Origin of the sequence: Bartonella queenslandensis (genome assembly GCF_018155095.1) — a bacterium.
Lineage (GTDB): Bacteria > Pseudomonadota > Alphaproteobacteria > Rhizobiales > Rhizobiaceae > Bartonella > Bartonella queenslandensis_B.
Map to the genome: position 1 here is coordinate 1 of NZ_NAAI01000015.1, position 23,897 is coordinate 23,897.

Sequence of the window (23,897 nt, forward strand, 5' to 3'; positions counted from 1 at the left end):
GGGCTTTTGTGCCTTGGGGGCTTGGGGCGCATAGGTGGGCACAAGGGGATTGTCACGGGGGATTGTCACGGGGGATTGGTCACGGGGATCTCATGCAAAAAAGGAGAGTGCATTGAGTATCCAAATGAAGAGCAGATAAATCCTTGCTTTTGAGAAGAGCGTTTTTCTTTAAATTGCTTTGATCAGCCGAAGTATGAAGCTCAATTATTTATCAGTAATTATTTATCAGTAATGAAAATTTATAAATGACAACGGTTCAGAAAATTGCTCAAAAAATAGAGAAAAAAACAGCTCAAGTGGCTCTTATTCCAAAGCTTATACCTGTCTTTACCGGAAAAGCTGATGTGCGCGCCGCTTGGGGGGGACGCGGATCTGGAAAAACACGTTCTTTTGCGCTCATGTCCGCCGTGGTGGGATATCGCCATGGAATGGCCGGAGAACGCGGTATTATCCTTTGTGCACGGCAGTTTCAAAATTCTCTCAATGACAGCTCTTTGGAAGAAATTAAACGCGCTATCGAGGCTTATCCTTTTTTACAAGACTATTACGAAATCGGCGATAAATATATTAAATCAAAAGATGGACGGATTGTCTATGTGTTCGCAGGACTGGATCGAAATATCGCCAGTATTAAATCAATGGGGCGCGTTTTCCTCTGCTGGGTCGATGAGGCAGAACCAGTGACCGAGACCGCTTGGCAAACGCTTATTCCAACTTTGCGCGAAGAAGGAAAAGATTGGAATGCTGAATTATGGGTCACATGGAACCCGTGCCATGAAAATGCACCCGTGGAAAAACGTTTCCGAAATGTCGATAATCCCCATATCAAAGGAACGGAAATTAATTGGCGCGATAATCCAAAATTTCCTGAAAAACTTAATCGCGATCGAATGAATGATTTACAGCAAAGACCAGAACAGTATAACCATATTTGGGAAGGCGAATATCTCCAAGCTGTCCAAGGTGCTTATTATCAGAAATGTTTGCTCGAAGCCGAAATGGAAGGGCGCATTACAACCGTTCCACGTGATCCTTTGATCCAAACAAAAATCTTTTGGGATATCGGAGGAACAGGGGCAAAGGCTGATGCTACTGCCTTATGGGTCGCGCAATTTATTGGGCGGGAAATTCGCGTCCTCGATTATTATGAAGCCCAAGGACAACCCCTTTCAGAGCATGTGGGATGGGTCTTTCAAAGGGGATATGATAAGGCGCTGATGGTCTTGCCTCATGATGGTGCAACAAAAGATCGTGTCTATAATGTCAGTTTTGAAAGTGCGCTTCAACAAGCCGGTTTTCAAACCAAAATCATTCCTAATCAAGGAACAGGCGCTGTGAAAATGCGTATCGAAGCCGTAAGGCGTTTGTTTCCTGCTCTATGGTTTAATCGTGAAACAACAGCTGCGGGGAGAAAAGCCCTTGCTTGGTATCATGAAAAGCGTGATGAACAGCGCAATATTGGTCTTGGCGCTGAACACGATTGGGCAAGCCATGGCGCCGATGCCTTCGGACTCATGTGTGTGGCTTATGAACAGCCACATGCACGACCTAAAAAAAAGACCTATCGCTCTTCTCACCATTCTCAAACTTCATGGATGGCTTTTTAATGAATATACTTACAGATTCTTCTTTTAATCAAATTGAAACGCTTGAAAATCAAGCGCTCTTTAAAAAACTCGTGGGGTGGTATCAGGATGATATTTCTCATGTCGAAAAATGGCGAAAAAATGCTCAAGAAGATTACGATTTTTATAATGGGCGGCAATGGAATGAGCAAGACTTGGCTGTCTTGAACGAACAAAACAGACCAGTCATGACTTTTAACCGTATTGCCCCTTTGATTAATGCCGTCATTGGGGCGGAGCGCAATAATAAAAGACAAGTCCAATTTATTCCTCGACAAGAAGGAGCCGCCTTTGCAAACCAGATTTTGACAGGAGCAGCCGAATGGTTTCGCGATGAAGCTGATGGGGAATACGAAGATTCTGATGCTTTTCAAGATGCAATTATTTGCGGAATGGGCTGGACAGATACACGCCTTGATTATGAAGAAGATCCGCAAGGAAAACCAATCATTGCACGGTTAGATCCTATGAAAATGGTCTGGGATGCGAGTGCTGTGAAACCTAATCTCATTGATGCACAACGTTTATGGTATATTGATGAAAAACCTCTCGACATAGCTCAGCAAATGTTTCCCAATGTTCATTGGAGTGATCTTCATGCAGATTGGGTGAAACATCAGAGTTTTTTACAGCCAACAAGCAATGGAATGACACAAAACTATCTGGAAAAGAGGGAAGAGGAAACAAGCTATCAACGCCCTAAAATGGTGACTTTGGCAGAATGTCGCTGGTTTGAACGTGAGGTGGTGTATAAAGTGCTCGAACCGCAAAGCCGAAAGTTGATCGATTATTCAGAACAGGATTTCCAAAATTTAAGCAAAAATTTTCCCAATGTTCAAGCAACAAGATTAACTAGAAAAATTGTCAAACGGGCATTTTTAGGCAGAAAGTTGCTCGAAGAACCCGATAAACCATTGGTTCCAAATGGTCAATTGGGATGGGAGTGTATTACCGGTACTTTTGATAAGTTAAGCCGGCAATTTTACGGACTGGTCAAGCCAACAAAAGATCCGCAACGGTGGGCAAACAAATATTTTAGTCAAGTGATGTATTTGCTCAATAGCCAATCAAAAGGCGGAATTATGGCAGAACGGGATGCTTTTGATGATGATCGACAAGCTGTCGAGAGTTGGGCTAGAGCTGATAGCATTACTTGGTTGAAAAGTGGGGCTGTATCTGGCGGAAGAATCCAGCCTAAACCCGTGGCACAATTTCCGCAAGGGTTTTTCCAACTGTTTAATGAAGCAAAGAGCGCTCTCGAGCAGGTGACGGGATTGTCTTCTGAATTTATTGGCACAAGAGCTGTTAATCAGCCTGGTATTCTGGAACAACAACGACGACAATCATCCCTTAATCTGTTGGCTTCCTTTTTTGATGGTTTGCGTCGATATCGGCAACGACAGGGAAAAATTATTCTCTATCTTATTCAAAATTATCTGTCCGATGGGCGCCTCGTCCGTATTGCCGGTGATGAAAATGCACAGTATGTTCCCCTCACACGCGAAATGGTGACGAGTTTGGAATATGATATTGTCGTGGATGATGCACCAACAAGTCTCAATGAAAAAGAGCGTACTTTTGCATTGATCATGCAATTGCTTCCTTTGATGCAAAATTTTGCAACGCCAGAGATTATGCTCGATCTCTTACGCTATTCACCTTTACCGGCCTCACTGATTCATAAAATTGCGATTAAGACGCAAAACGCTCTCCAAGAAGAGAAAAATGCTGTAGCGCAGATGGAGAATAAGGTGAAAGAAGAACAGATTATGCAGATGTTGCAGACCCTAACGGCTCAACAATAAGGTGCTTGATAAGGTGTGATCTTTGATCAATTTCATCGACTAGAATGGGCTTATTTCTTTTCATAGCTGCTTCCTTTCTTAGAAGAACAGTCTTTATGTGCTGTTGAGAGAAAACAGGGGAGAGAGGGTTTTTTGATATCATGGTAGGGGAATGATGGGAGCAGAATGGGCTTATTTCTTTTCATAGCTGCTTCCTTTCTCAGAAGAACAGTCTTTATGTGCTGTTGAGAGAAAACAGGGGAGAGAGGGTTTTTTGATATCATGGTAGGGGAATGATGGGAGCAGAATGGGCTTATTTCTTTTCATAGCTGCTTCCTTTCTTAGAAGAACAGTCTTTATGTGCTGTTGAGAGAAAACAGGGGAGAGAGGGTGTTTTGATGTCATGGTAGGGGAAAATGGGGGAATGGTGAAGCCCAAGTGATAGGAGAGCATTGAGAATAAATGCTTTCAGGCTGTTGTATCTGAAAAAGTTAATTTTATTGTTCAAAAAAAGAGAAAGCTAATGTCATGGATCAAGAACACTTAACGCCGGCAGAACAAAACCAATTGAAACAGGATTTTCTTGCCTCAACACAAGAGGGAGAAGACAGTGAAATTGGAAGAGGAGAAAAAGAAAAAACTTTGGAAGAAAATTTCCAAGGGCAAATGTCTCAACACCAGCTATCTTCGCAGCAAGAAGAGAAAGGGGAGCAAGGGGGAGAGAATGGTCCGCCAGATCCGCAAAAAGACTTTATGGGCTATATGCAATGGTTGGGAAAAACACTCCAAAAACAAGGGCTTTTACATGAAAAACAACAACCTAAACCGGCTGTTGCTGAAGCAGAACAGTTGCATGCATTCTATCAGCAGTCTGTTGCAAGTGTTAAACAAAAACATCATGATTTTGATCAAGCGGCGGATTTTATTTATGAAACACGCGCTAAACAGTTGGCAGCTTGTGCTTCGCTTTATCCCGAAATGGCAGATCCCCAAAATATTGATGCAAGGATTGGTGAGGAGTTGAAACAGATCTTGCGCGATTGTGCGCAAAAAAATCAAAATCCGGCTGAAGTGATTTATTCTATTGCACAAAAAATTGGCTATACAAATGTTCCCAATAACATGGGGGAAAACTTACAAGAAAGACACAATTCTGCCCGTACACTGGCTGCTTATAATGGTTTGATGCCAAATGGACCCATTTCTTTGGATATGCTTGATAAAATGTCAGAAGCTGAATTTAGCACTTGGGTTGCTGATCCTAAAAATAAAGCGGCTTTTAATCGTTTAATGGGGGGAAGAGAATTTTAAAAACAAGAATGTGACAAGTGTTTTTGCGGGAGCGTGAGAGGTTTTTGTCGCGTGAATGCGGGGGAAGTTTTTGCGGGAGCGTGAGGGGCTTTTGGCTGCGTGAGTGCGGGGGAAGTTTTTGCGAGACACGTGAGAGGCTTTGGGTTGCGTGAAATGCGGGGAAGGTTTTTGCGGGAGCGTGAGAGGTTTTTGGTCGCGTGAATGCGGGGGAGATTTTTGCGGGAGCGTGAGAGGTTTTTTGTCGCGTGAGTGCGGGGAAGGTTTTTGCGGGAGCGTGAGAGAGCGTGGGGGAGGGGGAAGGATTTCTCAAAGTACAGATGTGGTGAGGAAAGCTCTTATAAGGGGGAGAGTGGGAGGTAGACGCTAACAGAAACAAAACACACGAACAACCTATTCACCATCTGAAATGAAATGTGGTGTTTTGAGTGCCCGGCGCTTTGCTGGGTTTTTTTTATGTCAATAAACTTTTCGAGGATAAAATGACTGTAACTTATATCGGACTCAATGACCCAATGGCAGTGCGCACATGGTCTAAACTCTTAAACCAAGAAGTCTCAAAAGCAATTCCGATTGCACCGTTAATTGGAAATGATTCAAACAGTATCGTACAATTAAAGGATGAAACCACAAAAGCAAGTGGGGATGCCATTAGCTTTAATTTGCGTGTGCAGTTGCTCGGCGATGGGGTGAGCGAAGGGCAAACGTTGGAAGGCAATGAAGAAGCCTTACAATTTCTCAATGATCGTTTGGCTATTAATGAACTTGTTCATGCGGTGCGTGTCAAAAATGAGGGTACCATTGATCAGCAACGTATTCTCCACGACTTGCGTACCGAGGCAAAAAATGGTCTGGTTGATTGGTATGCGGATCGTTTGAGTATGATGTTCTTCATTCAAGTTTGCGGATATACCGCAAAAACAATTAACTTTGAAGGACGCACAATTACCCTTAAACCTGTTCATTATGGGTTTAATGCACCAACCGCACCAACCAATAAACGCATTGTGCGCCCTAATGATAAAACAAAAGATGAAGATTTAAAAGAAGGCGATGTGTTTAATCTCAAACTGATCGATAAAGCGGTTGAACGGGCTAAATTGGCAAATCCTAAAATTAGACCCGTGCGGATCGATGGCGAAAATGTCTATGTCCTTTATCTTCATCCAACCCAAGTGACGCAATTGCGAACCAATACGGATGCTGGACAATGGCTCGACATTACAAAGGCTATCTATAGTGGAAGCCGTATCAAAAATCCGCTCTATGATGGTTCTTTGGGCATGTATAATGGTGTTGTGTTACGCGAAGCTGAACATATTACCGAAGGAGTCGAGTCTGGAACAGCAAATAAAGCTGTCCCTAATGTGCGTCGTGCTGTTCTCCTTGGTGCACAGAGTGCTGTGATCGCTTTTGGGAAAGATCGAGGCGCAACACGCTATAAATTGGTGGAAGAACTCTTCGACTATGAAAGAGAATTCGGCGTTGCGGCAAAAACCATTATTGGAATGAAAAAAACCTGCTTTACCTTGCCTGGAAGTACGCAAGGGGCTCAGGATTTTGGAACAATCGTCATCCCAACTTATGGAGAACCTGCTTAAAGCGAATGTGTGTTCACTTTCCCCAACAGAATCCTCTGTTGGGGGGAAAATTTAAAATGCTTCCAGAAAAAGGACAGGCTTATGACCGCTTTATCGAGTGATCCTAACAATCGCGATCTTACACAGTCAGACCGCGCGCAAAATTTTGCTTCTATGGTCGCGCTTATTCAAGATGAAATTGATGATACAACAGCTGAATATTCCCAGCAAATTCAAGATTCAATTGTGACGGCTTTGCGTTTGTGTGAACGCGAACCCTTTTTCTTTAATGAAAGAAGAAAAAGTACCTTCAAAACACAAAGTGAGAAAACATGGTATGGACAAGAAGAAGGCGTTTTTATTGAATCAGAAAAAACTTTAGAAGACGTCTTTTTAGCAACAAAGGACAAAACACTTATAAAGTTGTTCTTTAAGCCCTTGGAAGTGTTGCATCAACAATATGGGATGCATCCTGAGTTAGGAACGCCAGTCTTTTATACGTGCTGTGAACAAAAAATAGGACTCTTTCCAACACCAGAAAATGTCCAAGACATACAGCTTTCTTATGCTCCTGTTTATGTTACCGATAAACAACTGAAAGAGGACAATAATCCTTGGTTGATTTATGCTTTTGATCTCATTAAAGCACGGGCAAAATATGAACTGTATAAAAATATCCTCAAGGATCCTGAATATGCCGCCGTTTCTTTCAGAGATTTTCAAGAACAGCTTCAAGCTTTGCGCATTGAAACATCACGCCGAAAGAATTCCTCAAAAATTCGCTCAATGAATTTTTAAAAACTTTTTCCCATTGTTTATGGGTGAAGATTGATATTAAAGACAAAAGTCGTGCTTATGCTTGGATTCGCTTTGGTGAGGGAATTCGTGCTGGTATCTGGATTGGTGCTGAGGACCAGATTCGCATTGAGGGGCGGGACTTGAGGGGAACCGCTGCTGGTGGTGGTGGGCGTTGATTTTTTTTGAATAAATCAACTTTTGGTTGTGTGTTTATGGAATTTTATGCTCTCGTTTTAAGGGCTTTTGTGGTTTCAATGAGCAAGCCTTGGTATTTTGATTTTGTTGGGCTCTTCAAAGATTTTATGAAGAGTTTTATGGCTTTTTTCTCAAGAGTTTGGGTTGATACTGGCATGAAAGCGTGTTGGTGGGTTAATTTTGGTTGAGCGCTGGTAGGGGCTGTGGGATCTCCCATGATGTGTGATATCATTTTTCTCGCGATGCGTATGTCAATTTTAGGTTGTCTATTTATAGAATTTTGTGCTCTTAGAGTTTCATTTTAAGGGCTTTTGTGGTTTCAATGAGCAAGCCTTGATGTTTTAGCACTCCTTGATGTTTTAGCACTGGGCTCTTCAAACATTTTATGGGGGTCTTGATGGCTTTTTTCCCAATCGCTGATTATCGACCCGATGTGGCTGATATCAATGGAATTTTTACCGATGAACTTGTCAATGTGCTCCCAGCTGATGGCTCTTACATCCCTATGCCAAGTTTTGAGCCTTTGTCAAAGCCATGTCCTGAGCCCATTTTAGGCGCTCTTGCGGTTAAAACAAAAAATGGGGTTTCTATTATTGTTGGGACAAACGAAAAAATCTTCTTACTTGATAATACAACCATGAAGTGGAAAGATATTAGCCAAAAAGGAAAAGCTTATCTGGCTAATGTCGATGCGCCGTGGTCTTTTGCTTTGTTTGGTGATTTTATCATTGCGGTAAATGCCAATGATAAACCCCAAGTAATCGATATTGTTCGTGATAAAACATTTAGAAATTTAGGGGGAAATCCACCACAAGCAGGGATCGTTCGCGTCTGGGGAGATTTCGTTTGTTTGATGAAATTAACTGAGCATCCAAGACGGGTTCATTGGTCTGGATTGAATGATGCAGAATTTTGGACCGTGGGGAAAAAAAGCTGTGATTATCAAGATTTTCCTGATGGCGGTTTCGTGCAAGGAGCGACCGAAACAACAAATCCAATTATCTTTATGCGTTCTGCAATCTATGCCGGTTCTTTTATCCCTGGCTCTAAAATTATTTTTAGTTTCCAAAAAATCCACGATAAACGAGGCGCAAAAAATGCTGAATCGATTGTTTGTCGCGGAGATTTGGCATTTTTTGCCGATGAGGGCGGTTTTTATCAAATAACAAATGACGGACAGATTATACCCATTGGCTTTGAAAAAGTCGATCGAACGATGACTGCTAAATCAAGACAGAGTAATCTGTATACGATGTCTGCTGCTATCGATGGTGTGTATAATCGTGTTTATTGGATGGTGGATACGGATGAAAGCCTCCATAAACGGATCTTGCTCATTTATGATTGGGGATTGCAAAAATGGACAAAAGCACTCGTGGATATCAAAATGATCTTACCCATTTTCTTGACCGGAACAACTCTAGAAGGTCTTGATTTTGTGGCTAAAAATATTGATGATTTGTCCTTTTCTCTCGATAGTAAAGCTTGGAAAAATGAATCACCTATTTTAGGAGCATTTGATCAACAGGGAAGACTTGGTTCATTTTCTGGTTCTCCTATGGCTTGTGTGGTCACTTCACAAGAAATGGGGCAGACAAATGGCATGATAACACGGGTGAAAAATATTATGCCTCAAGTGAATAGTGGAAAGTTTTATTTGTCTGTGGGAATGCGCTTTCGACAATCTCTTGAAGAGGAAATCGTTTGGTTGCCAGAAAAACAACCTTCTCATAATACCGGACAAATTCATTGTCGCGCAAGGGCGCGGTTTTATCGCTTTAAATTACGTATTCCTGAGGGGATGAATTGGTCTCATGTTACGGGATTTGATGTGGAATTGATGCCGGCCGGCATGCGATAGCATGCCATACCAATCAAAAGACCCATGCGATAGCATGCCATACCAATCAAAAGACCCATGCGATAGCATGCCTTTATAATAAAAGGATATATGCGGTAAGCATGCCATAATAATCAAAGGGTATATGCGATAGCTATGCCTTTATAGTAAAAGAACCATGCGATAGCTAAGTCGTGATAACCAGAAAATATCTGCGATGGCCTTGTCCTTATCCTCAAAGGAATAAAGCGGGGCTGATGTTTCCTTATGATCTGAAAAGTTTGCACTACGGTTTTTATAAAAAAGGTGTTCTCTTATCTTGTGACAAGGGGATGTTTAGGGAAAAATAATGTGGAGATAATGGGGGATTCTCGGTTTCCTCTTTTGAAAAGTGTGCGGTAAACATGAAATATGTGAAGTCTGCTAGGGGCGAGGATGTGCGTGACAAAGTTCAGAGAGCTAAAATCATGATGCTAAATCATCAAGATTTGTATTCTGCTCATCTGACAGAGCAATGGTCATGGGAAAAAATAGCGCCCTATCAAGAGGCACTCAATGGGGCATTTAAAAAATATGCACAGCGCTTTCCTGATGATGTTTGTCTGGAAAAAATTGCTGAAGAAATCGTAACAGGACAAGCACAATTGTGGCTGGTCTTAAAAAATAAAATCCAATTTAGTGCTTTTGCAATGACCAAAGTTGAAAGTACCCATACGGGGAAAAAATGCGTCGTTCTCTCAGATCTTGCGGGAGAGGGAGGGCTGAAATTGGTCAAATTGATTGATGAGGTCGAAAAATGGGCGCGAAAAATCAAAGCTGAAGAAATACACATGTTTGGAAGAATTGGATGGGCGAAAAAGCTCGCTCATCACGGTTATTCTCGTAATCTTATTCAATATAGAAAGGTTCTGGGTCCATGAGTAGAAAAAAAACACCTCAAGTACAGACAACAACACAAACAAATGCTCCTCCTGCTTGGGCGGCGGATATTCTTAAACAAGCCAGTGCTGATGCGCTTGGGCTTTATAATAAAGGAATTGGCGGAAACGTTTATCAGGGAGAGCGCGTTGCTGGTCTTGGTGATATGACAAAAAATGCGCTGACCGGTCTACAACAAGCTGCAGGGCTTTATAATAATCCTGTGCTAACTCAGTGGTTAAATGCACCAACCAATAGTGCTGCAAATCTTTCCAGTATGGCCAAGGGAAACTGGATTGGAAGCAATAGTAAATTTAATACAGCATTGCAAAATGCCCTCAATAAAACTTCCGATGCGATTAATCAATCGATGTCTGGGGCTGGACGCTATGGTTCGGGGGCTCATACGGGTGTGCTGGCTGATGAGTTAGGCGCCTTGGCAACAAATGCCGCAGCACAGCAATATAATCAAGATATCAATCATATGATGAACGCAAATCAGATGATTGATCGCTCTCAATATGATCAGGTTAATGCCGCAAATGCATATTATCAAGGACAGAGCAATGTGCAAGGAAATGCTCTGAAAGGGGGGATGATTCAAGATATAAATCGTCAAAATATCTTAGATGCTGAACGCCAAAAATGGTCCGAAAAAGATAATCAAGATTGGAACCGATTGGGACGTTTGTTACAGGTCGGAACACAGGCGGCGGGAAATTACGGAACAACGTCAGGAAAATCCACAATAATACCTTCTGTAACAAAAGATCCGTTGCGTGATGCGCAGCAAGTGCTGGGATTGGTCGGAGGAATTCTAGGACTTTGTGATGTGAGAGCAAAAGAAAATATTATCCCTGTGGGAAAGAAAAAAGGATATCCTCTTTATACCTTTAATTATAAAGGAAACCCACAACGTTATCGAGGTGTTCTGGCACAAGACGTGTTACGTGTGAAGCCTGAAGCTGTTTTTGTCAATGCAAAAACAAAATTACTGCATGTTGATTATGACAAAATAGGTCTGAAAATGGAGAAAATTCCGGCTTCTAAAAATAAAATTGCGGCTTTCTTTTCTTCCTTCTTTGCACGTTTTTCCTTTTTGCAAAAAGAGTGTCTTCTATGAGTTCGATTTATGATTGGTCAATCATCGCATCAGAAAATGCTTATGTCGATGAGAGTATAAACTGGGCTGAAGGGCAACCACCAAGTTCAGTTAATGATAGTGCTCGCGTTATGATGCAACGTATCAAAGAATATTTGTTGGATAATGGAGGTGGGATTGAAACACAGTTTACGGTTGATCGGGAGAACAAGAGGACATCCCTTCGTTTGGCAACAAAGTCTTTTTTTGAGACTTATATGGATGGCATTGTTGTGCGCTTTAAAGCACAAGGCGTCAATAGCGGAATAACAAATGTTTCTTTAAATCAGTTGCCCCCAAAACCAACTTATATGGCAACTCCAGAGGGGATTGTGCCTTTAAAAGGGGGAGAAATACAAAAGGGGGGGCTTTATGAACTCGTCTATACACATGATATTGCTGGAAAAAATGCTGATGGCTGGTTTCTAACCAATCCTACCATAAAACTTCCTGAAATTCCGCCCTTTCCTCCTTTGCCGGAATCTTTTTCTTCCGGATTTATTGGGACTTTTGCTACGGAAAAAATACCCTCTGGGTGGTTGCTCTGTGATGGTAAAGAATATTCACGAAAGAATTATGCCAATCTCTTTGCTGTTCTGAGGGAAACATGGGGAAAAGGAGATGGGCAAACAACATTCAATGTTCCCGATTTACGGGGAATGTTTTTACGGGGGCTCGATAGTGGAAAAGAAATTGATAAAGGACGCCTCTTGGGAAGTCGACAAGAAGAATCTTTTAAATCGCATACCCATGAAGGAAAAACAGATTCGACAGGTAAACACCAGCATAGTTTGTCAACGATTGAAAACGAGGTTCTAAAGTACCAATACGAAGATTCTTCAACGCATGTAGCTGTAGTGTATAGGACAAATTGTTTGACAGAGCCTGCGGGGGAGCATGAACATAAGGTCTTGTTGCAAAAAACAGGGGGGGATGAAACACGCCCCGTCAATATGGCGGTGGTTTATGCTGTCAAAACTTAAGAATGAAAGCTGTGGGAGAGAAAGATAAAAATGCTTGCAAAGTGTTTGTTATGAAAAAAGTCTTATTGAAATATATCATGCAGAAAACCTAGAGGCATTCCTGAAAAAAATGAATCCTCTTGATGACTTTACTTTTTGCGCACCTTTAAAGGTTACGTTTGCTATCGTTCTTTAGATAATTGAGACAGTGATCACTGCGAAGAGGGGAATAAAAGAAAGAAGAAAATCTCCCTTTATTCCCAGAATTTGTTGCTGAGAAATCAAAGATTTTATCCAATCTCTCTTTCGCGTTTCTTTCTCTTTTTTTGTGTCGTGATACCTTGTTAAGGGCGGATTGGTTGAGAGCTCTGATAGGCGATGATCAAAGCCCATGGATCATTTGATCCTATTATGCCGTATATGCCGTAAAAGACGATCATTGAAGGTGAATAATATCTCATCAGATAGCTTGTTGATCCATTTAAATCTTGAATGCATAAGCAAAGCTTCAAGTTAGGTTTTATTTCGCAAAGCTTAGAGTTCATAGTGTTTTATGGCAAGCAAAACACATCAATGATCAGTCGATAAAATCCCTTCAGAGTCGTCGGATTATTTACAAACTGTTGTGGGGGTTAAAATCTTTATCCTTTGAGATGTTAGGCAGTGGTCAACGACTATGTTTAATATTTTTAAAGAGTTGAAATGGTGGGGAACGGGGCTGTTTCTCTTTTTTACAATGATAGCTTCCTTTGTCAGAGCAGATTGATCATGTATTGTAACGCGCGGTGAGCCCCTATTCTTTGGCAAATGGCATTTTGTAATTTGTCAGGCAATTTTTTGAAAAAGGATGAGCGTGAGACAAGAAAACTTGTAAGATAATCGTTTATCCCGTTGTGTCGTAAAAGATTATTGTTTGAGGGGTGGTTAAAATTTTCTGCCTGAGATGTTTTTTAATGTGTGGGGTGAATAGGTTTGCTTGTAAATCCTTATGAAATCTCCTTCTTTGCGCTGTGACGATATCGAGCATTTGAAGGAGGAATCCTTCAGTAGAATTCGTTAGAACAAGAAGCCTAATTGTTTGCAGACTATTGTTTATCAATAGGCATGGTTTAAAGATTGGCGGGGTTTTCTTTGTCTTGTTGGGAGGAGCCGACAAAGCTGCAATGTCATTGTGCATCTTTTAGGGTTTCAGGGGGGAGAAAATCACTATTTTAGGTGAAAAACAGAATATAATTTAAAAAAATATCTTGTAAAAAATTTTCAATGAGGAATTTTTTTCAAAAGTCTTGAATGCGGTTGTCTGCGGTTGTCTGCGGTTGTCTGCGGTTGTCTGCGGTTGTCTGCGGTTGTCTGCGGTTGTCTGCGGTTGTCTGCGGTTGTCTGCGGTTGTCTGCGGTTGTCTGCGGAATGAAAAAACCGCGCACAAGGAAAACGATACGCAAATGCTCCATGGGGCTGTCCAAAAAGGGGGATATAATGGCACTGTTTCCATTTTCTATTGCTGATATTGATGATCCGGAATGTATTCGTGTGGTTCTTTATGCCAGCGGAAGAATGGGACATGCTCCTTTGAACGCATTATTGAAGAAAGCATATGAAGATATAACAAAAATTTCAAAACGTATGAACGCTTTAGAAAAAAAATTAAATACGCTTGATCTTGACAATGGCCAACAGAAACAAAATGCGAAAGAAGATGATCAAAGCAATATGAGCACTATTGCGTACGGTGGGATAACCTTATCGACCGCTCATATGAATGCATCAGAAATGAATATAGGAGCATCTGTAGATAAAAGCAGTTTTGTTACAGAACTTACACCAGTGAAGGCGCCAGAAATATACAGTAGTGCTGATCAAAACATTAAGATTGAGTCTTCTGGAGGACTTTCTTTTTTGTTTAAAAATAAAAATAGAAAAAAGGAATCATAACAATATGCATGTGTTGAAGCTATAGATGAAATAGATCTTATTTATAAGCTTCGGTGGGGCGCGGAATTGCTATGCATTTGAGATGTTTTTAAAAATCTAAAAAAATGATCAAACGAAAGGCATCTTGAAAAAGAGAAGCATTGTTGCAGGAAAGTTTATCATGATCTTTTAAAAAAGATGAGAGCGAATGATGAGGGCACACTAAGTATATAGCAAGGTTTTGATGTTCACAGAGAAAGAAGCTTTACTCAAGCAGAAACGCATGGCAAAAGAAGCTTGCATAAAGAGAAAAGTTCTTGCAACAACTTGAAAAATCTTGTGAATAGAACACGCTATGATTTTAAATCTATAAAAAATTTTCCGTTTTTATCTTCTTTTCAAAGAGAAAAATACCAATAAAAAAGAGTTTGCGGTTGAAGCAGGATTGGAGGAAACTTGTTTTCCTAGCAAACAATGCTCTACGAGGGGGGCTCTACGAGGGGGGCTCTACGAGGGGGCTCTACAAGGGGAGCTGTACAAATAGGTTTAAATGGTTGTTTATTTGTCTTATCCTGCTTATATCGTAAAAACATCGCCTTTCGAGCTGTGATGTGTAAGGTGTGTCTTGTTTTCTTGTAAGAGCCTTCCTGATAAAAGAAGTATTTTTAAAGACCTTACTGAATATTGAAGGCAGGACTGGTTTGTTGAGCCTTAAGCTTTCAGTGAATCATATGTGGGAAAACCAAAGTCAATCCGCTAGAATAATTGATCAATCAGATTGTCTTTTTAATCTTTTGTGCTTAAACAGTTCCTTTACTTGTGGATGAGCTTAAGAAAAATCAATAACGCGTTTTATTTATTAGCTACATTTTGGTTTTAAAGTATGTTTTACTACAAACGACACTCTTTTATAAAAACATTAGTTTTCATATAATTAAATTCATTAAGAGAAATGAAAATATTTTTTCATTCAAATAAATGATCTTATAAACAGTGCTTTCATCGCTCATTTTTTATATTTATCTTTGGATAAGTTTTATAAATATAATTAAAAATATGTTAATTTTATACATTTTGTGTATAAATATCTATTATTAATTTCTTTTTTATGTTATTTTAATTATATCTCTATTCATAAGCCGCACCATTTAATGGTGCGGCTTTTTTTATTGTCTCACAGGTGGAGCGCTATATCTTTGTTATTGGGATGGATGAAGAATCTTTAATCTTTTAAGCGGGTGAGAGAAAATTATAATCTCTGTTTTGCATAAAGATGGAAGGTTTTTTTTAAGAATTTTATATGATAAAAAGTAGTAAAAATATTAAGAATACAGAGAAAAAAGCGCCTTTGAGACTATTGATCGTTTGCTGTTATACCCTGTATTGTGTAAGAAAATACTTCTATTTTTTTGCTGTAAAAAGTTTCTCTTGGGATGTTTAAAGGGTATAGTCTTTATGGAAAAAAGAATCCGCGCAAGACAAAAGGCTTATTTTAAAAAATTATATCGCAAGATTGCTCTTGTTTGCATGATACTCTTTTGTATCGTGATTTTGGTTTTTGTTACTGTAAAGGCGGTCAGTTATTTTTCTTCTCATAATAAAATAGCACAACAAGTGCCTGTTGAATTGACTATTCCTGTCTTTGATATGCGCGTGTATTGCAAGGAAATTTCTGCTTCCGTGATGCCTGATATGAAAAGAGAAGTTTATCAGCATTGTCTTAATTTGGAAAGTGAAGCCTATTTTGCTATTCGCGAAATGTGGGATAAGCTTTCTGATACTGCAAAAAAACAATGTTTGACGATGGTACGTCCGGGGGATGGAAATTATTTTCTCTTGCGGGATTGTTTTCTCAATGAACAAGAAGGTGAAAAAGGTAAAACACGTAATCACTTTTAAGATGTTACATGGCAAGTTAAAAGGATGAAAATTTTGATGAAACAATAAAAAACGCCTCATAGCTTTCTGATCCTATACCCATTGAATATCTTTATTTTGTAGGAATCCTGTCATTTAAGTCGTGGTTGTGTTAGGAGGGCTTTGAAGTGTTTTAGGGGCTATAGTGAAGTTTTAGGAAAACTTGTTACACTTTTCGTTTAAGGAAAATAACAGACGGGAGAAGCTTATTGCGCAACGGTGCTTCGTGAATGGGAAGGTGCCCATGAAGTGTGTAAAATTTATAAAGCATTCCCCTTTTTATGTTTCATAAAAATGCAAGCGGGCGTTCTCATACATTGAGCCAGCCTCCATGTTGCGGGCAAGCTTTTGAGTCTTAAGGGGAAGACGATTCATAAGAGACATTTTAAATCTTTTCTTTATCTGTTTTTACTCTGCGCAGGCTCTCTTTGCATGTAATGTGTAAGTCAATAATTTTGATTGATCTGATAGAAAATAGATTGAGGATGAAAAAATCCTACGGTATGAAGATTTTCTACTCAACACAAGAAAGATTGAATGATCTTTGCGCATCAATTCGTTGTACGCATTTAAAAAAGTTCGGATGGTTGACAGATCCGTGTGGATAACGAATCCTCGTTCTTTGAAAATGTCCTCAGTCAATAGGCATGATAAAAGTTAATAGACACAACAAAACTGAGTAAAAAAATATTTTTTATTCGAGAAGGTTATAAACTTCAAGGTTGTTTCATGCGTAAAGTGTTCTATAGGATTTGCAAATGGGCTATGCTCTCCAGTTTTTTATAAGATAAGGATAAGAGAAGATAAGGCGTTATTACCATCCTTCGTGATAGATTTTGGGAGAGCAATTTTTTGAGAAGAATCCGATTTTAAGAAAATGTAACATTGGGGATGTTTTTTATAACTTGATATTGTTTGTATTTAATTATTTGCCTTTAGACTCAATTATGTCTCCATAAAGAGGGATAATTAACTTAAAAATCCATGGGTTAAAATAGAAATTGAGAGAATTGTTGGCATGTTTGAGAAAGAAGGGGGACTTTTGGTAATTAGATGATTATAGGGCTTGAATAATACTTCATATTAATCTATCTATAAGAACTAAGGAATTTTGTGAAGCGATCGTAGATTATCGCTCGCAAGGGGTTGCTTTAGCGGTGAAGAGAGGCTATATTCATAAAATAAAGAAGTTCGCACAAGCGACTCATTAGGGTGGAAGTGCTTATGAATTCAAGGCACGAGGGGGAAGCAATATCGGCGTTTTTAGGAGCGGTGGTTTTAGAATATAAGGGTGGTTTTAGGACAGAAGAAAAAGAGAAGCTTCTCGTATTCTCTGGCAGTGGTTTTTTCTGTGTCAGAAGGTTGCGCGTGTGTTCTCCTTTTTGTTTTCCACAAGATAATTATTTTTTTTAGTGAAATATGGTTTATTTTAAAAAAAACACTTGGCATTTTACGTGAACATCACTAGGTTTCTGCTGGTTGACAGAAAAATAGGGAATTTTTGATTGACGATTTCCCTGCTGTTTTGTGATTTTCAAAAAAATATATGCTTTTATCAATATCAGTAGGGTTCGTTTGAGTGAAATAAAACGCGGATAGCTAGATAACCGTATGTTAAACATGATCAGCATTATCAAAAAATGATGCAATCAAAAAATGATGCAATGAAGAAGAGTCAATAAAGATACATACTCCAAAAAGGGATACAAATGAGGCCACAGCAAAATAGACGGGTACGCGGTCGCAACAATAACAATAATGGTAATAACAATAATAATCGTCGCGGTCCTAACCCGTTGTCTCGCAATTATGAAAGTAGCGGCCCGGATGTTAAAATTCGTGGGAATGCTCAGCAAATTGCCGATAAATACATCAGCCTTGCGCGTGATGCACAAGGTGCCGGTGATCGTGTGATGTCGGAAAATTATTTACAACATGCCGAGCACTATTTGCGTATTATTTTAGCCGCAGCTGGGCAAATGGCCCAATCGTCTCGGCGTGATGAAAATCGTGGTGATGAAAACAACGGGCAAGAATGCGCTGAAATCAATCCTGAGGGTCAAAAAACAGATGCTGTCGAGTCTGATACAGATGCATTACAGGCACAGCCACAAAAAAATGGCCATGATTCATATGCCAAAGCTCAAAATGGCGATGCACGTGAAAATGCTGTCGAGGCTCTATCGGATGAGAAAACGGAGCCGGAAAACTGTCTCTGTGAGGAAAATGTGGAGCCTGTCAAGAAAACACGTCGTTCTCCGCGTCGGCGTACGGTGCGGACTCAAGACAAAACATCTCTTCAGCTTTCACTGACAACAGAAGAAAGCTCTAAAAATGGGGATACATCAACAGAAGAGATTTCTCCTTTGCCTGGATTAAGTGAGGGGATACAGAGAAAAACGCGCCGCCGCCGTGTGGTTAATCTTGAAGCCGAGGAAAATGTTTAAACACCTTAAGCATGCTGTATAAGTGCTTGTGGTTCTATTGGTTGTATAATGTAATCTATGCGCGGTTTCTTGCGTTTTCTGTAATTTTCATTTTTTAAGTTTTACTGGGAAATATCGCAAATAGCGGGCGATAGAAAAGGATTATCTTTTGGTTTGCAAGTCGATTGAGGGGATAGAGAAAAAATCCACGTTCGTGTATTTAAGAGGTCATTCTTTTAGGAAAAACCAATTGCTTGGTTTATTCGCACCTGAATATCTCTCAATGTCACTTTAGCCCATTTCACTACGGAAGTTATACGGGGACTTGCTATACTGTAAAAGCCATTGATCGTCTTTGTATAATAAAAGATGCACGTTTGGCCATTATTGCTCTCATTCATCAATATTATAACAGCTGTTCCTTTGATTTTTGAAATCAGTTCATAAAGAGTTTTTTTACGCATACGCTTCTTTATTGTGATGCTTGAGGAAGTGATTTTGTTGAACTTCATCATAAAGAGCGTTGAAATGAGAGAATGTTACGGCATTTGAAGCGTTCATTTAGCATGTAAGAATAAATGATCATTATAAATCAATAGGTTGAATTTTTGTCCTCAAGAGGGTGTATTTCTTGCGCTTTCATTTGAGTTTTCATGCTTTGAGCTTTTATCGGCAATATTCGTTTTTTTAAGAATGAGAATGCATGGACTGAAAGGTTGCCTCTTTATCTTGATGGGGTGAGGCGAGACAGAAAAAAACGCTGTCACCCAAGCGGTACTATCCTTTAAGCCAAGGAAAAATTCAAGCCTCAAAAATGCTGTATAGGTGAGTGATGTTGGCTTGTTAATGAGGCATGCTTGCTGATGTTTCTTCTGTTGTTTTAATAGAAAGAACGGCAATGAGTGCACCGGTATGATAATTGTAAATCATAAATTTTGTTTGTTCATCAGGGGTTAAAATCTTCAGGACAATATTGTTTTCTGTGAGACTTTGCGACAAAATCTGTGTTTTTTTCGGTAGGGAGAGTGTATGGTGGATAACGTGTGGATTTTTGCTATGGGAGGAAGAGAGTTCTGTTTGTTTTGGTGCTGATCCTGTTGTAACTTTGTAAACGATTAAGAACAGTACAGTCAGAATGAGGAAGAGCGTTATTAAAACGGAAATCATCATTAAACCCATCAGTTTTTTTCTCACCCGTTCTACAGCAGGGTCTAAGGGGAGATCTTGGGACAGAGGGGGTTGCTCTGTGTGATGGTCTTTTGAAGGGTGCATTGGCTTATTATCCATCATGTCTTCCATTGATTATTGTTTGAGATCTGATGGATTTAGGCTTTTAAAGTTTTTTGTGCAAGAGGTTTGTGGAAGAAGAATGCAGAAGAGAAAACGATGTTGGTAAAATGTCTTCTTTGTGGACTGTTGATATCTTATCATGAACATTTTGGCTTTTAAGCAGGAAATTTCCGTGGTTTGTTACAGACCAGATCAATTTTACTGTTTGTTGGTGTGCATCGGGGTGTATGTTTATGCATTGGGCAAAAATTTGTTGTCCATAAAATGCAGATTTTTTTGTGGATGGCACCATGGCTTGTTCACATGCTTGAGCCGTTGGGTAGATTTTAGCCATTGTGTTATTCGAGTAGCAACTGTTAAAATCGTCCGTACATGAAACCAATAAGAGAATAAAAACAAGAGGATTCATAAAATATTTTCCAAATGAGTGGTTGACAGTGTGAACGCCAATTTGTCAGCCTAGGGGCTTCTTCATTGTTAAACGTTTTTAAAGTTTTTTAGTTCCAAGGGGTTCCAAACTCCAAGCTAGGGCCTTCTCTATATCGAATTAATCAAAATCATTGGTTCGCACGTCATAAAAGCCAAGGTTTGGGGAAAACGGGTGGGGGTAAAAATATTTGAAAAAACACTAAAATATCTCTTTTGAATGCTCTTTGATGTCAAAGGTTTATTGTATGGGGGAATATAATAGCTTTGGTGTAGGAAGGAATAATGATGATAAACTGGTACTTTTAGGGCGTAAGGAGAGGGCGCCATGAAGGTAAAGAGGGGCATGCTTAGCTCATTTTCGGGGAGGGGGCCTCGTGCCAGGTTCTGTTTTGAAATGAGCTTGGCTGTCCTCAGACATATTAAAAAGTATGCGCAGGGAAAAGGATCTTTTGTTTTGGATGTTCTCTTTTGCATGAAATGATCCAGAACGCGATAAATAAAATAAAAGCATAAAAAGTGTATTTTCCATGCATTCATTGTCATGGATGCTTTGGACTTTTAAAGTTGAAGAGTGACGATAGGCGTTGGCTTTAACGCTTGAAATTTCATCTTCTTCCAAAATGAAAAGAGATGCGCATTGGCGAGAATGATACAAAAAGAGAGGGGGAAGAGGCTTGCTTTGATTGAGCATATAAGAACTGAGATGGCTTGCTCTTCATCGTTGAGGTTTTTTGTCTTAGAATAGGCGTTATAGGAGCGATGAAAGTTGATTTATCAGCGGGAAGGGACTTTATTGCGCCATTTTCATGGTTAAGAAGCGTGAGAGGTGGAAAAATATCTTTGTGCTGAACAAAAATAGTGCTGAATAGATTAAAGATTTTGCTGAAAAGAGGCATTTATGGTTTGAAAGATTCTTTTAAGAAAAAATATCAAAATAAGTATCAGGAACAGAAAGGCAATAAACAATTCCTTCTTTTGTCAATTTTAAGGAAGCTGAACCATTGACAGAAATGGGAACGATTTTTTCGAGAACGGCACTACCAAAACAGGCTTTTTGATTGTTCGTAGGAGGGCGGCCTGATTCAAAATATTCATTCCAAGTGATGCGTAGGTGCATTTTGCCATTCAGTTTTGTTTTGATTTCACAGTGTACACAGATGCGGCCCTTTTCTTGGGAAAGAGCTCCAAAAGAAAGAGAATTGACAATTAATTCATGAAAAGCCAAACCAATATGCAAAGCGGCATTGGGAAAAAGATAAGGATCGAGGCCCTCAAGCGAAAAACGTTCTGTTTCTTTCATTAAATAGCCTAAAGCTTGTGTTTGGACCAATTCACGAAATTGGGCGCCACGCCAATCGGAATCGGTAATCAGATCTTGAGAATGAGAAAGAGAATGAAGACGACCTTGAAATTTGCGCAAGAAAACTTGAAGGGATTCCGTATAACGGGCGGTTTGACTCGCAATACTTTGAATGATCGCTAAAAGATTTTTGGAACGGTGGCTTACTTCTCGAAGGAGGATTTTAAGCACTTGTTCGCGGCGGCGTAAGCCGGAAATATTAACACCAGTGGTGATAATACCGATAATGTCTCCGTTATCATTCCGATGGCAATCAATAGAAAATTTGTACCAAATCTCTTGTTTGCTTATATCTTCAAAACGTGCTTCAATGGTTTGCATTTTGCCACTGGCTAAAACTTGCAGTTTGATGGTTTCCATACTGTCTGCAAGGTCAAGCGAAAAAAAGTCGCTGTCACGACACCCAACACGCCATTTATGGTGCAAATGGTGTGGCAAGTTTTCAGCCCATAAATAAACCAGATTGGTAGCCTGATAGAGAACACAAATATCAGCACCACGAATCGCTTGCATGAGCGCGCTCATGTGAGATCTATCCATAGGAGGCTTTGAAAAAGGAGTAACGATCATAGTTGAAGAGGTTTACTTTGTTCTAAGCCGCTTTAGACGCATTCTCTTGAAAAAATAAAGCTTGGGAAATAAGTGCTTTCACCATATCAGGATTAAAAGGTTTGGTCACTAAAAAAGTCGGTTCTGGACGCTCGCCGGTTAGCAGCCTTTCGGGAAAAGCCGTGATGAAAATCACAGGTATACGATCGTTTTTCAAAATCTCGTTGACGGCATCAATGCCTGAGCTGTTATCGGCTAATTGAATATCAGCTAAAATCAGTCGTGGTTTTTCCTTATGATACATGATGACAGCTTCATCACGCGTTCGCGCTATTCCAACAACCTGATGACCTAGGCTTTCCACCATTTGTTCAATATCGAGCGCAATAAGAGGCTCATCTTCAATAATCATCACTTCTGTCGCAATTTGTTGAGAAATATCAATGGACGCTTGGTTGAGAAGCTTGCGAAATGCCTTCGTATCTAAATCCATGATTTCGCTTGCTTCTTGTTCATTAAATCCTTCAACGGCAATGAGCAAAAAGGCTTGGCGTGCACGGGGCGTGAGATACGATAATTTGGCACTGGTTTTTTGTTCAAGTCCAAATTGTGGCAGGGGTTCAGGAATATTGGGAGTGGTTTGGTCAAAAAGATGGCAAAAAAGCCAATAGGTACCAATGCGATCACTGGATGCTTGGGGAAAAATGGAAATGTCGGCAATGAGAGCTTCTAACATCGCTGATACATAAGCATCGCCAGAGGATTGGCTTCCAGTGACAGAGCGGGCAAAACGCCGAAGATAGGGAAGATGCGGGGCAATGCGCGTTGATAATGACATAATTTATAACTCCTTTAACCTTTCAAGCATTTTGTTGGTTGAAATTCTCTACAGATAAAAAAGTTCCGATTTGTATGGAACTTTTTCCCGAGAGTTATATTTACAACCATAAGGCGAAAAATTCTTCGCGGTGTTACTGATAGTATATGGATTAGGGGGAAAAAAAATGAACGACCGTGATGAAAAAAATCTCACCACACCATTTAAAGTCGGAGATGATCTTCTCGGTCCAAACAGTGAAATAGCGCGGAAATTACGTCAATTTTACATGGAAATTCAAGAAGAAGCGCTGCCACGGCGTTTGCTCGAACTTTTAGAAAAGTTGGAGCGTGCAGAGCAATTTGGCTTAAACAATGTGGAAAAGGTTTGAATCCTTTATGTCAAAGTGCGCAAAAAACTTTAAACAAGAACTCCTTTTGGTGTTGCCAGCTTTACGCGCTTTTGCTGTTTCTTTAAGTGGCAAGCACGATAAAGCCGAAGATTTGGTCCAAGATACGGTCATGAAAGCATGGGCCAAACAAGACACTTTTGAGATGGGAACCAACCTTAAAGCTTGGCTTTTTACGATTTTGCGTAATGAGTTTTATAGTCAAATGCGCAAAAAGGGGCGGGAAGTTCAAGATACCGATGGCGTATTTACCAAAAATGTCGCAGTTCATCCTGCGCAATATGGAACGCTTGATTTGCAAGATTTTAAAAAAGCCTTAAATCTGCTGTCTGCCGATCAAAGAGAAGCCATTATTCTCATTGGAGCATCAGGGTTTTCTTATGAAGACGCGGCAGCTATTTGTGGCTGTGCTGTTGGAACTATTAAAAGCCGTGTGAGCAGGGCCCGTCATCGATTACAGGAACTTCTTAAGGTCGATGGTGAATCCGATTACGGCCCCGATTCTTATTCAGCTGGGAGTACATTGTGTTCATTTAACGGCTAAAAAAGCATAATAATTATGATGCATAGCCTTGTTTTTTTTATTCCCGTTATAGCTATTACAGTAAAGTCAGTATCTGAGGAAATTCAGAATGTTT

Annotated in this window: 21 protein-coding genes; 15 read left to right on the forward strand and 6 right to left on the reverse strand. The window is 40.0% G+C overall.

What is annotated here, in order from left to right; all coding sequences use genetic code 11:
- Nucleotides 1-245 precede the first annotated feature (245 nt).
- The 10 genes from B5V81_RS08235 to bgtC all read left to right on the forward strand — a co-directional run bounded on the left by B5V81_RS08235 (nucleotide 246) and on the right by bgtC (nucleotide 12,172).
- The gene (locus B5V81_RS08235; RefSeq protein WP_212113049.1) at nucleotides 246-1,607 is read left to right on the forward strand and encodes a PBSX family phage terminase large subunit; all 1,362 of its coding nucleotides are present in this window, start codon (nucleotides 246-248) and stop codon (nucleotides 1,605-1,607) included.
- Nucleotides 1,607-3,430, forward strand: a complete 1,824-nt coding sequence (gene bgtI, locus B5V81_RS08240) for a BaGTA-type gene transfer agent portal protein BgtI (RefSeq protein ID WP_212113050.1) — start codon at nucleotides 1,607-1,609, stop codon at nucleotides 3,428-3,430. Before B5V81_RS08235 ends, bgtI begins: the two co-directional genes overlap by 1 nt.
- 507 nt (nucleotides 3,431-3,937) lie before the next feature.
- Nucleotides 3,938-4,720 carry a hypothetical protein gene (locus B5V81_RS08245; RefSeq protein WP_212113051.1) on the forward strand — a complete coding sequence of 261 codons (783 nt, stop codon included), beginning with the start codon at nucleotides 3,938-3,940 and terminating at the stop codon, nucleotides 4,718-4,720.
- A gap of 479 nt (nucleotides 4,721-5,199) precedes the next feature.
- On the forward strand, nucleotides 5,200-6,318 hold the full coding sequence (gene bgtG, locus B5V81_RS08250; protein WP_212113052.1) for a BaGTA-type gene transfer agent major capsid protein: 1,119 nt from the start codon (nucleotides 5,200-5,202) through the stop codon (nucleotides 6,316-6,318).
- 81 nt (nucleotides 6,319-6,399) lie between these two features.
- Entirely contained in the window at nucleotides 6,400-7,095 is a 696-nt protein-coding gene (locus B5V81_RS08255; RefSeq protein WP_212113053.1) for a hypothetical protein, read from the forward strand.
- A gap of 23 nt (nucleotides 7,096-7,118) precedes the next feature.
- On the forward strand, nucleotides 7,119-7,271 hold the full coding sequence (locus B5V81_RS08260) for a hypothetical protein (RefSeq protein ID WP_212113054.1): 153 nt from the start codon (nucleotides 7,119-7,121) through the stop codon (nucleotides 7,269-7,271).
- Between the two features lie 416 nt (nucleotides 7,272-7,687).
- Complete coding sequence (gene bgtE / locus B5V81_RS08265) at nucleotides 7,688-9,151, forward strand: gene transfer agent protein BgtE (RefSeq protein ID WP_212113055.1); 1,464 nt, start codon at nucleotides 7,688-7,690, stop codon at nucleotides 9,149-9,151.
- A 446-nt stretch (nucleotides 9,152-9,597) separates the two neighbouring features.
- Nucleotides 9,598-10,050 carry a hypothetical protein gene (locus B5V81_RS08270; protein WP_212113072.1) on the forward strand — a complete coding sequence of 151 codons (453 nt, stop codon included), beginning with the start codon at nucleotides 9,598-9,600 and terminating at the stop codon, nucleotides 10,048-10,050.
- A complete protein-coding gene (gene bgtD, locus B5V81_RS08275; protein WP_212113056.1) occupies nucleotides 10,047-11,171 on the forward strand; it encodes a BaGTA-type gene transfer agent maturation protease BgtD in 1,125 nt (374 codons plus the stop codon). The genes B5V81_RS08270 and bgtD overlap by 4 nt, the downstream gene beginning before the upstream one ends.
- Nucleotides 11,168-12,172 carry a gene transfer agent tail collar protein BgtC gene (gene bgtC / locus B5V81_RS08280; RefSeq protein ID WP_212113057.1) on the forward strand — a complete coding sequence of 335 codons (1,005 nt, stop codon included), beginning with the start codon at nucleotides 11,168-11,170 and terminating at the stop codon, nucleotides 12,170-12,172. The genes bgtD and bgtC overlap by 4 nt, the downstream gene beginning before the upstream one ends.
- 1,256 nt (nucleotides 12,173-13,428) lie before the next feature.
- Here the strand turns inward: bgtC and B5V81_RS08285 are convergent.
- A complete protein-coding gene (locus B5V81_RS08285) occupies nucleotides 13,429-13,602 on the reverse strand; it encodes a hypothetical protein (protein ID WP_212113058.1) in 174 nt (57 codons plus the stop codon).
- 25 nt (nucleotides 13,603-13,627) lie between these two features.
- On the opposite strand from B5V81_RS08285, the gene B5V81_RS08290 reads away from it, so the two are divergent.
- The 3 genes from B5V81_RS08290 (at nucleotide 13,628) to B5V81_RS08300 (ending at nucleotide 18,426) form a co-directional block, all read left to right on the forward strand.
- Nucleotides 13,628-14,083 carry a hypothetical protein gene (locus B5V81_RS08290; protein ID WP_212113059.1) on the forward strand — a complete coding sequence of 152 codons (456 nt, stop codon included), beginning with the start codon at nucleotides 13,628-13,630 and terminating at the stop codon, nucleotides 14,081-14,083.
- Between the two features lie 1,434 nt (nucleotides 14,084-15,517).
- Nucleotides 15,518-15,961 (forward strand): hypothetical protein, encoded by a 444-nt coding sequence (locus B5V81_RS08295; protein WP_212113060.1) that lies wholly within the window; start codon nucleotides 15,518-15,520, stop codon nucleotides 15,959-15,961.
- Nucleotides 15,962-17,688: 1,727 nt separating this feature from the next.
- Nucleotides 17,689-18,426: a DUF4167 domain-containing protein gene (locus tag B5V81_RS08300; RefSeq protein WP_212113061.1), complete on the forward strand. Its 738-nt coding sequence runs from the start codon at nucleotides 17,689-17,691 to the stop codon at nucleotides 18,424-18,426.
- Between the two features lie 215 nt (nucleotides 18,427-18,641).
- On the opposite strand, the gene B5V81_RS08305 is transcribed toward B5V81_RS08300, so the two are convergent.
- The 5 genes from B5V81_RS08305 to B5V81_RS08325 form a co-directional block, all read right to left on the reverse strand.
- Nucleotides 18,642-18,869 (reverse strand): hypothetical protein, encoded by a 228-nt coding sequence (locus B5V81_RS08305; RefSeq protein ID WP_212113062.1) that lies wholly within the window; start codon nucleotides 18,867-18,869, stop codon nucleotides 18,642-18,644.
- 379 nt (nucleotides 18,870-19,248) lie between these two features.
- On the reverse strand, nucleotides 19,249-19,695 hold the full coding sequence (locus tag B5V81_RS08310; RefSeq protein WP_212113063.1) for a hypothetical protein: 447 nt from the start codon (nucleotides 19,693-19,695) through the stop codon (nucleotides 19,249-19,251).
- A 43-nt stretch (nucleotides 19,696-19,738) separates the two neighbouring features.
- Nucleotides 19,739-20,104 carry a hypothetical protein gene (locus B5V81_RS08315; protein ID WP_212113064.1) on the reverse strand — a complete coding sequence of 122 codons (366 nt, stop codon included), beginning with the start codon at nucleotides 20,102-20,104 and terminating at the stop codon, nucleotides 19,739-19,741.
- Nucleotides 20,105-21,040: 936 nt separating this feature from the next.
- Nucleotides 21,041-22,054 (reverse strand): sensor histidine kinase, encoded by a 1,014-nt coding sequence (locus B5V81_RS08320; protein WP_212113065.1) that lies wholly within the window; start codon nucleotides 22,052-22,054, stop codon nucleotides 21,041-21,043.
- A gap of 22 nt (nucleotides 22,055-22,076) precedes the next feature.
- Nucleotides 22,077-22,871, reverse strand: a complete 795-nt coding sequence (locus B5V81_RS08325; protein WP_212113066.1) for a response regulator — start codon at nucleotides 22,869-22,871, stop codon at nucleotides 22,077-22,079.
- A 166-nt stretch (nucleotides 22,872-23,037) separates the two neighbouring features.
- Between B5V81_RS08325 and B5V81_RS08330 the strand changes: the two genes are divergently transcribed.
- A complete protein-coding gene (locus tag B5V81_RS08330; RefSeq protein WP_139412321.1) occupies nucleotides 23,038-23,241 on the forward strand; it encodes a NepR family anti-sigma factor in 204 nt (67 codons plus the stop codon).
- A 7-nt stretch (nucleotides 23,242-23,248) separates the two neighbouring features.
- A complete protein-coding gene (locus tag B5V81_RS08335) occupies nucleotides 23,249-23,803 on the forward strand; it encodes an RNA polymerase sigma factor (protein WP_212113067.1) in 555 nt (184 codons plus the stop codon).
- Nucleotides 23,804-23,897: the final 94 nt, after the last annotated feature.

Coding starts and splice junctions, on each gene's coding strand:
- B5V81_RS08235 (WP_212113049.1), top strand. CDS start 246: ATGACAACGGTTCAGAAAATTGCTCAAAAAATAGAGAAAAAAACAGCT.
- bgtI (WP_212113050.1), top strand. CDS start 1,607: ATGAATATACTTACAGATTCTTCTTTTAATCAAATTGAAACGCTTGAA.
- B5V81_RS08245 (WP_212113051.1), top strand. CDS start 3,938: ATGGATCAAGAACACTTAACGCCGGCAGAACAAAACCAATTGAAACAG.
- bgtG (WP_212113052.1), top strand. CDS start 5,200: ATGACTGTAACTTATATCGGACTCAATGACCCAATGGCAGTGCGCACA.
- B5V81_RS08255 (WP_212113053.1), top strand. CDS start 6,400: ATGACCGCTTTATCGAGTGATCCTAACAATCGCGATCTTACACAGTCA.
- bgtE (WP_212113055.1), top strand. CDS start 7,688: ATGGCTTTTTTCCCAATCGCTGATTATCGACCCGATGTGGCTGATATC.
- B5V81_RS08270 (WP_212113072.1), top strand. CDS start 9,598: ATGATGCTAAATCATCAAGATTTGTATTCTGCTCATCTGACAGAGCAA.
- bgtD (WP_212113056.1), top strand. CDS start 10,047: ATGAGTAGAAAAAAAACACCTCAAGTACAGACAACAACACAAACAAAT.
- bgtC (WP_212113057.1), top strand. CDS start 11,168: ATGAGTTCGATTTATGATTGGTCAATCATCGCATCAGAAAATGCTTAT.
- B5V81_RS08285 (WP_212113058.1), bottom strand. CDS start 13,602: ATGGAGCATTTGCGTATCGTTTTCCTTGTGCGCGGTTTTTTCATTCCG.
- B5V81_RS08290 (WP_212113059.1), top strand. CDS start 13,628: ATGGCACTGTTTCCATTTTCTATTGCTGATATTGATGATCCGGAATGT.
- B5V81_RS08295 (WP_212113060.1), top strand. CDS start 15,518: ATGGAAAAAAGAATCCGCGCAAGACAAAAGGCTTATTTTAAAAAATTA.
- B5V81_RS08300 (WP_212113061.1), top strand. CDS start 17,689: ATGAGGCCACAGCAAAATAGACGGGTACGCGGTCGCAACAATAACAAT.
- B5V81_RS08305 (WP_212113062.1), bottom strand. CDS start 18,869: ATGCGTAAAAAAACTCTTTATGAACTGATTTCAAAAATCAAAGGAACA.
- B5V81_RS08310 (WP_212113063.1), bottom strand. CDS start 19,695: ATGATGGATAATAAGCCAATGCACCCTTCAAAAGACCATCACACAGAG.
- B5V81_RS08315 (WP_212113064.1), bottom strand. CDS start 20,104: ATGAATCCTCTTGTTTTTATTCTCTTATTGGTTTCATGTACGGACGAT.
- B5V81_RS08320 (WP_212113065.1), bottom strand. CDS start 22,054: ATGATCGTTACTCCTTTTTCAAAGCCTCCTATGGATAGATCTCACATG.
- B5V81_RS08325 (WP_212113066.1), bottom strand. CDS start 22,871: ATGTCATTATCAACGCGCATTGCCCCGCATCTTCCCTATCTTCGGCGT.
- B5V81_RS08330 (WP_139412321.1), top strand. CDS start 23,038: ATGAACGACCGTGATGAAAAAAATCTCACCACACCATTTAAAGTCGGA.
- B5V81_RS08335 (WP_212113067.1), top strand. CDS start 23,249: ATGTCAAAGTGCGCAAAAAACTTTAAACAAGAACTCCTTTTGGTGTTG.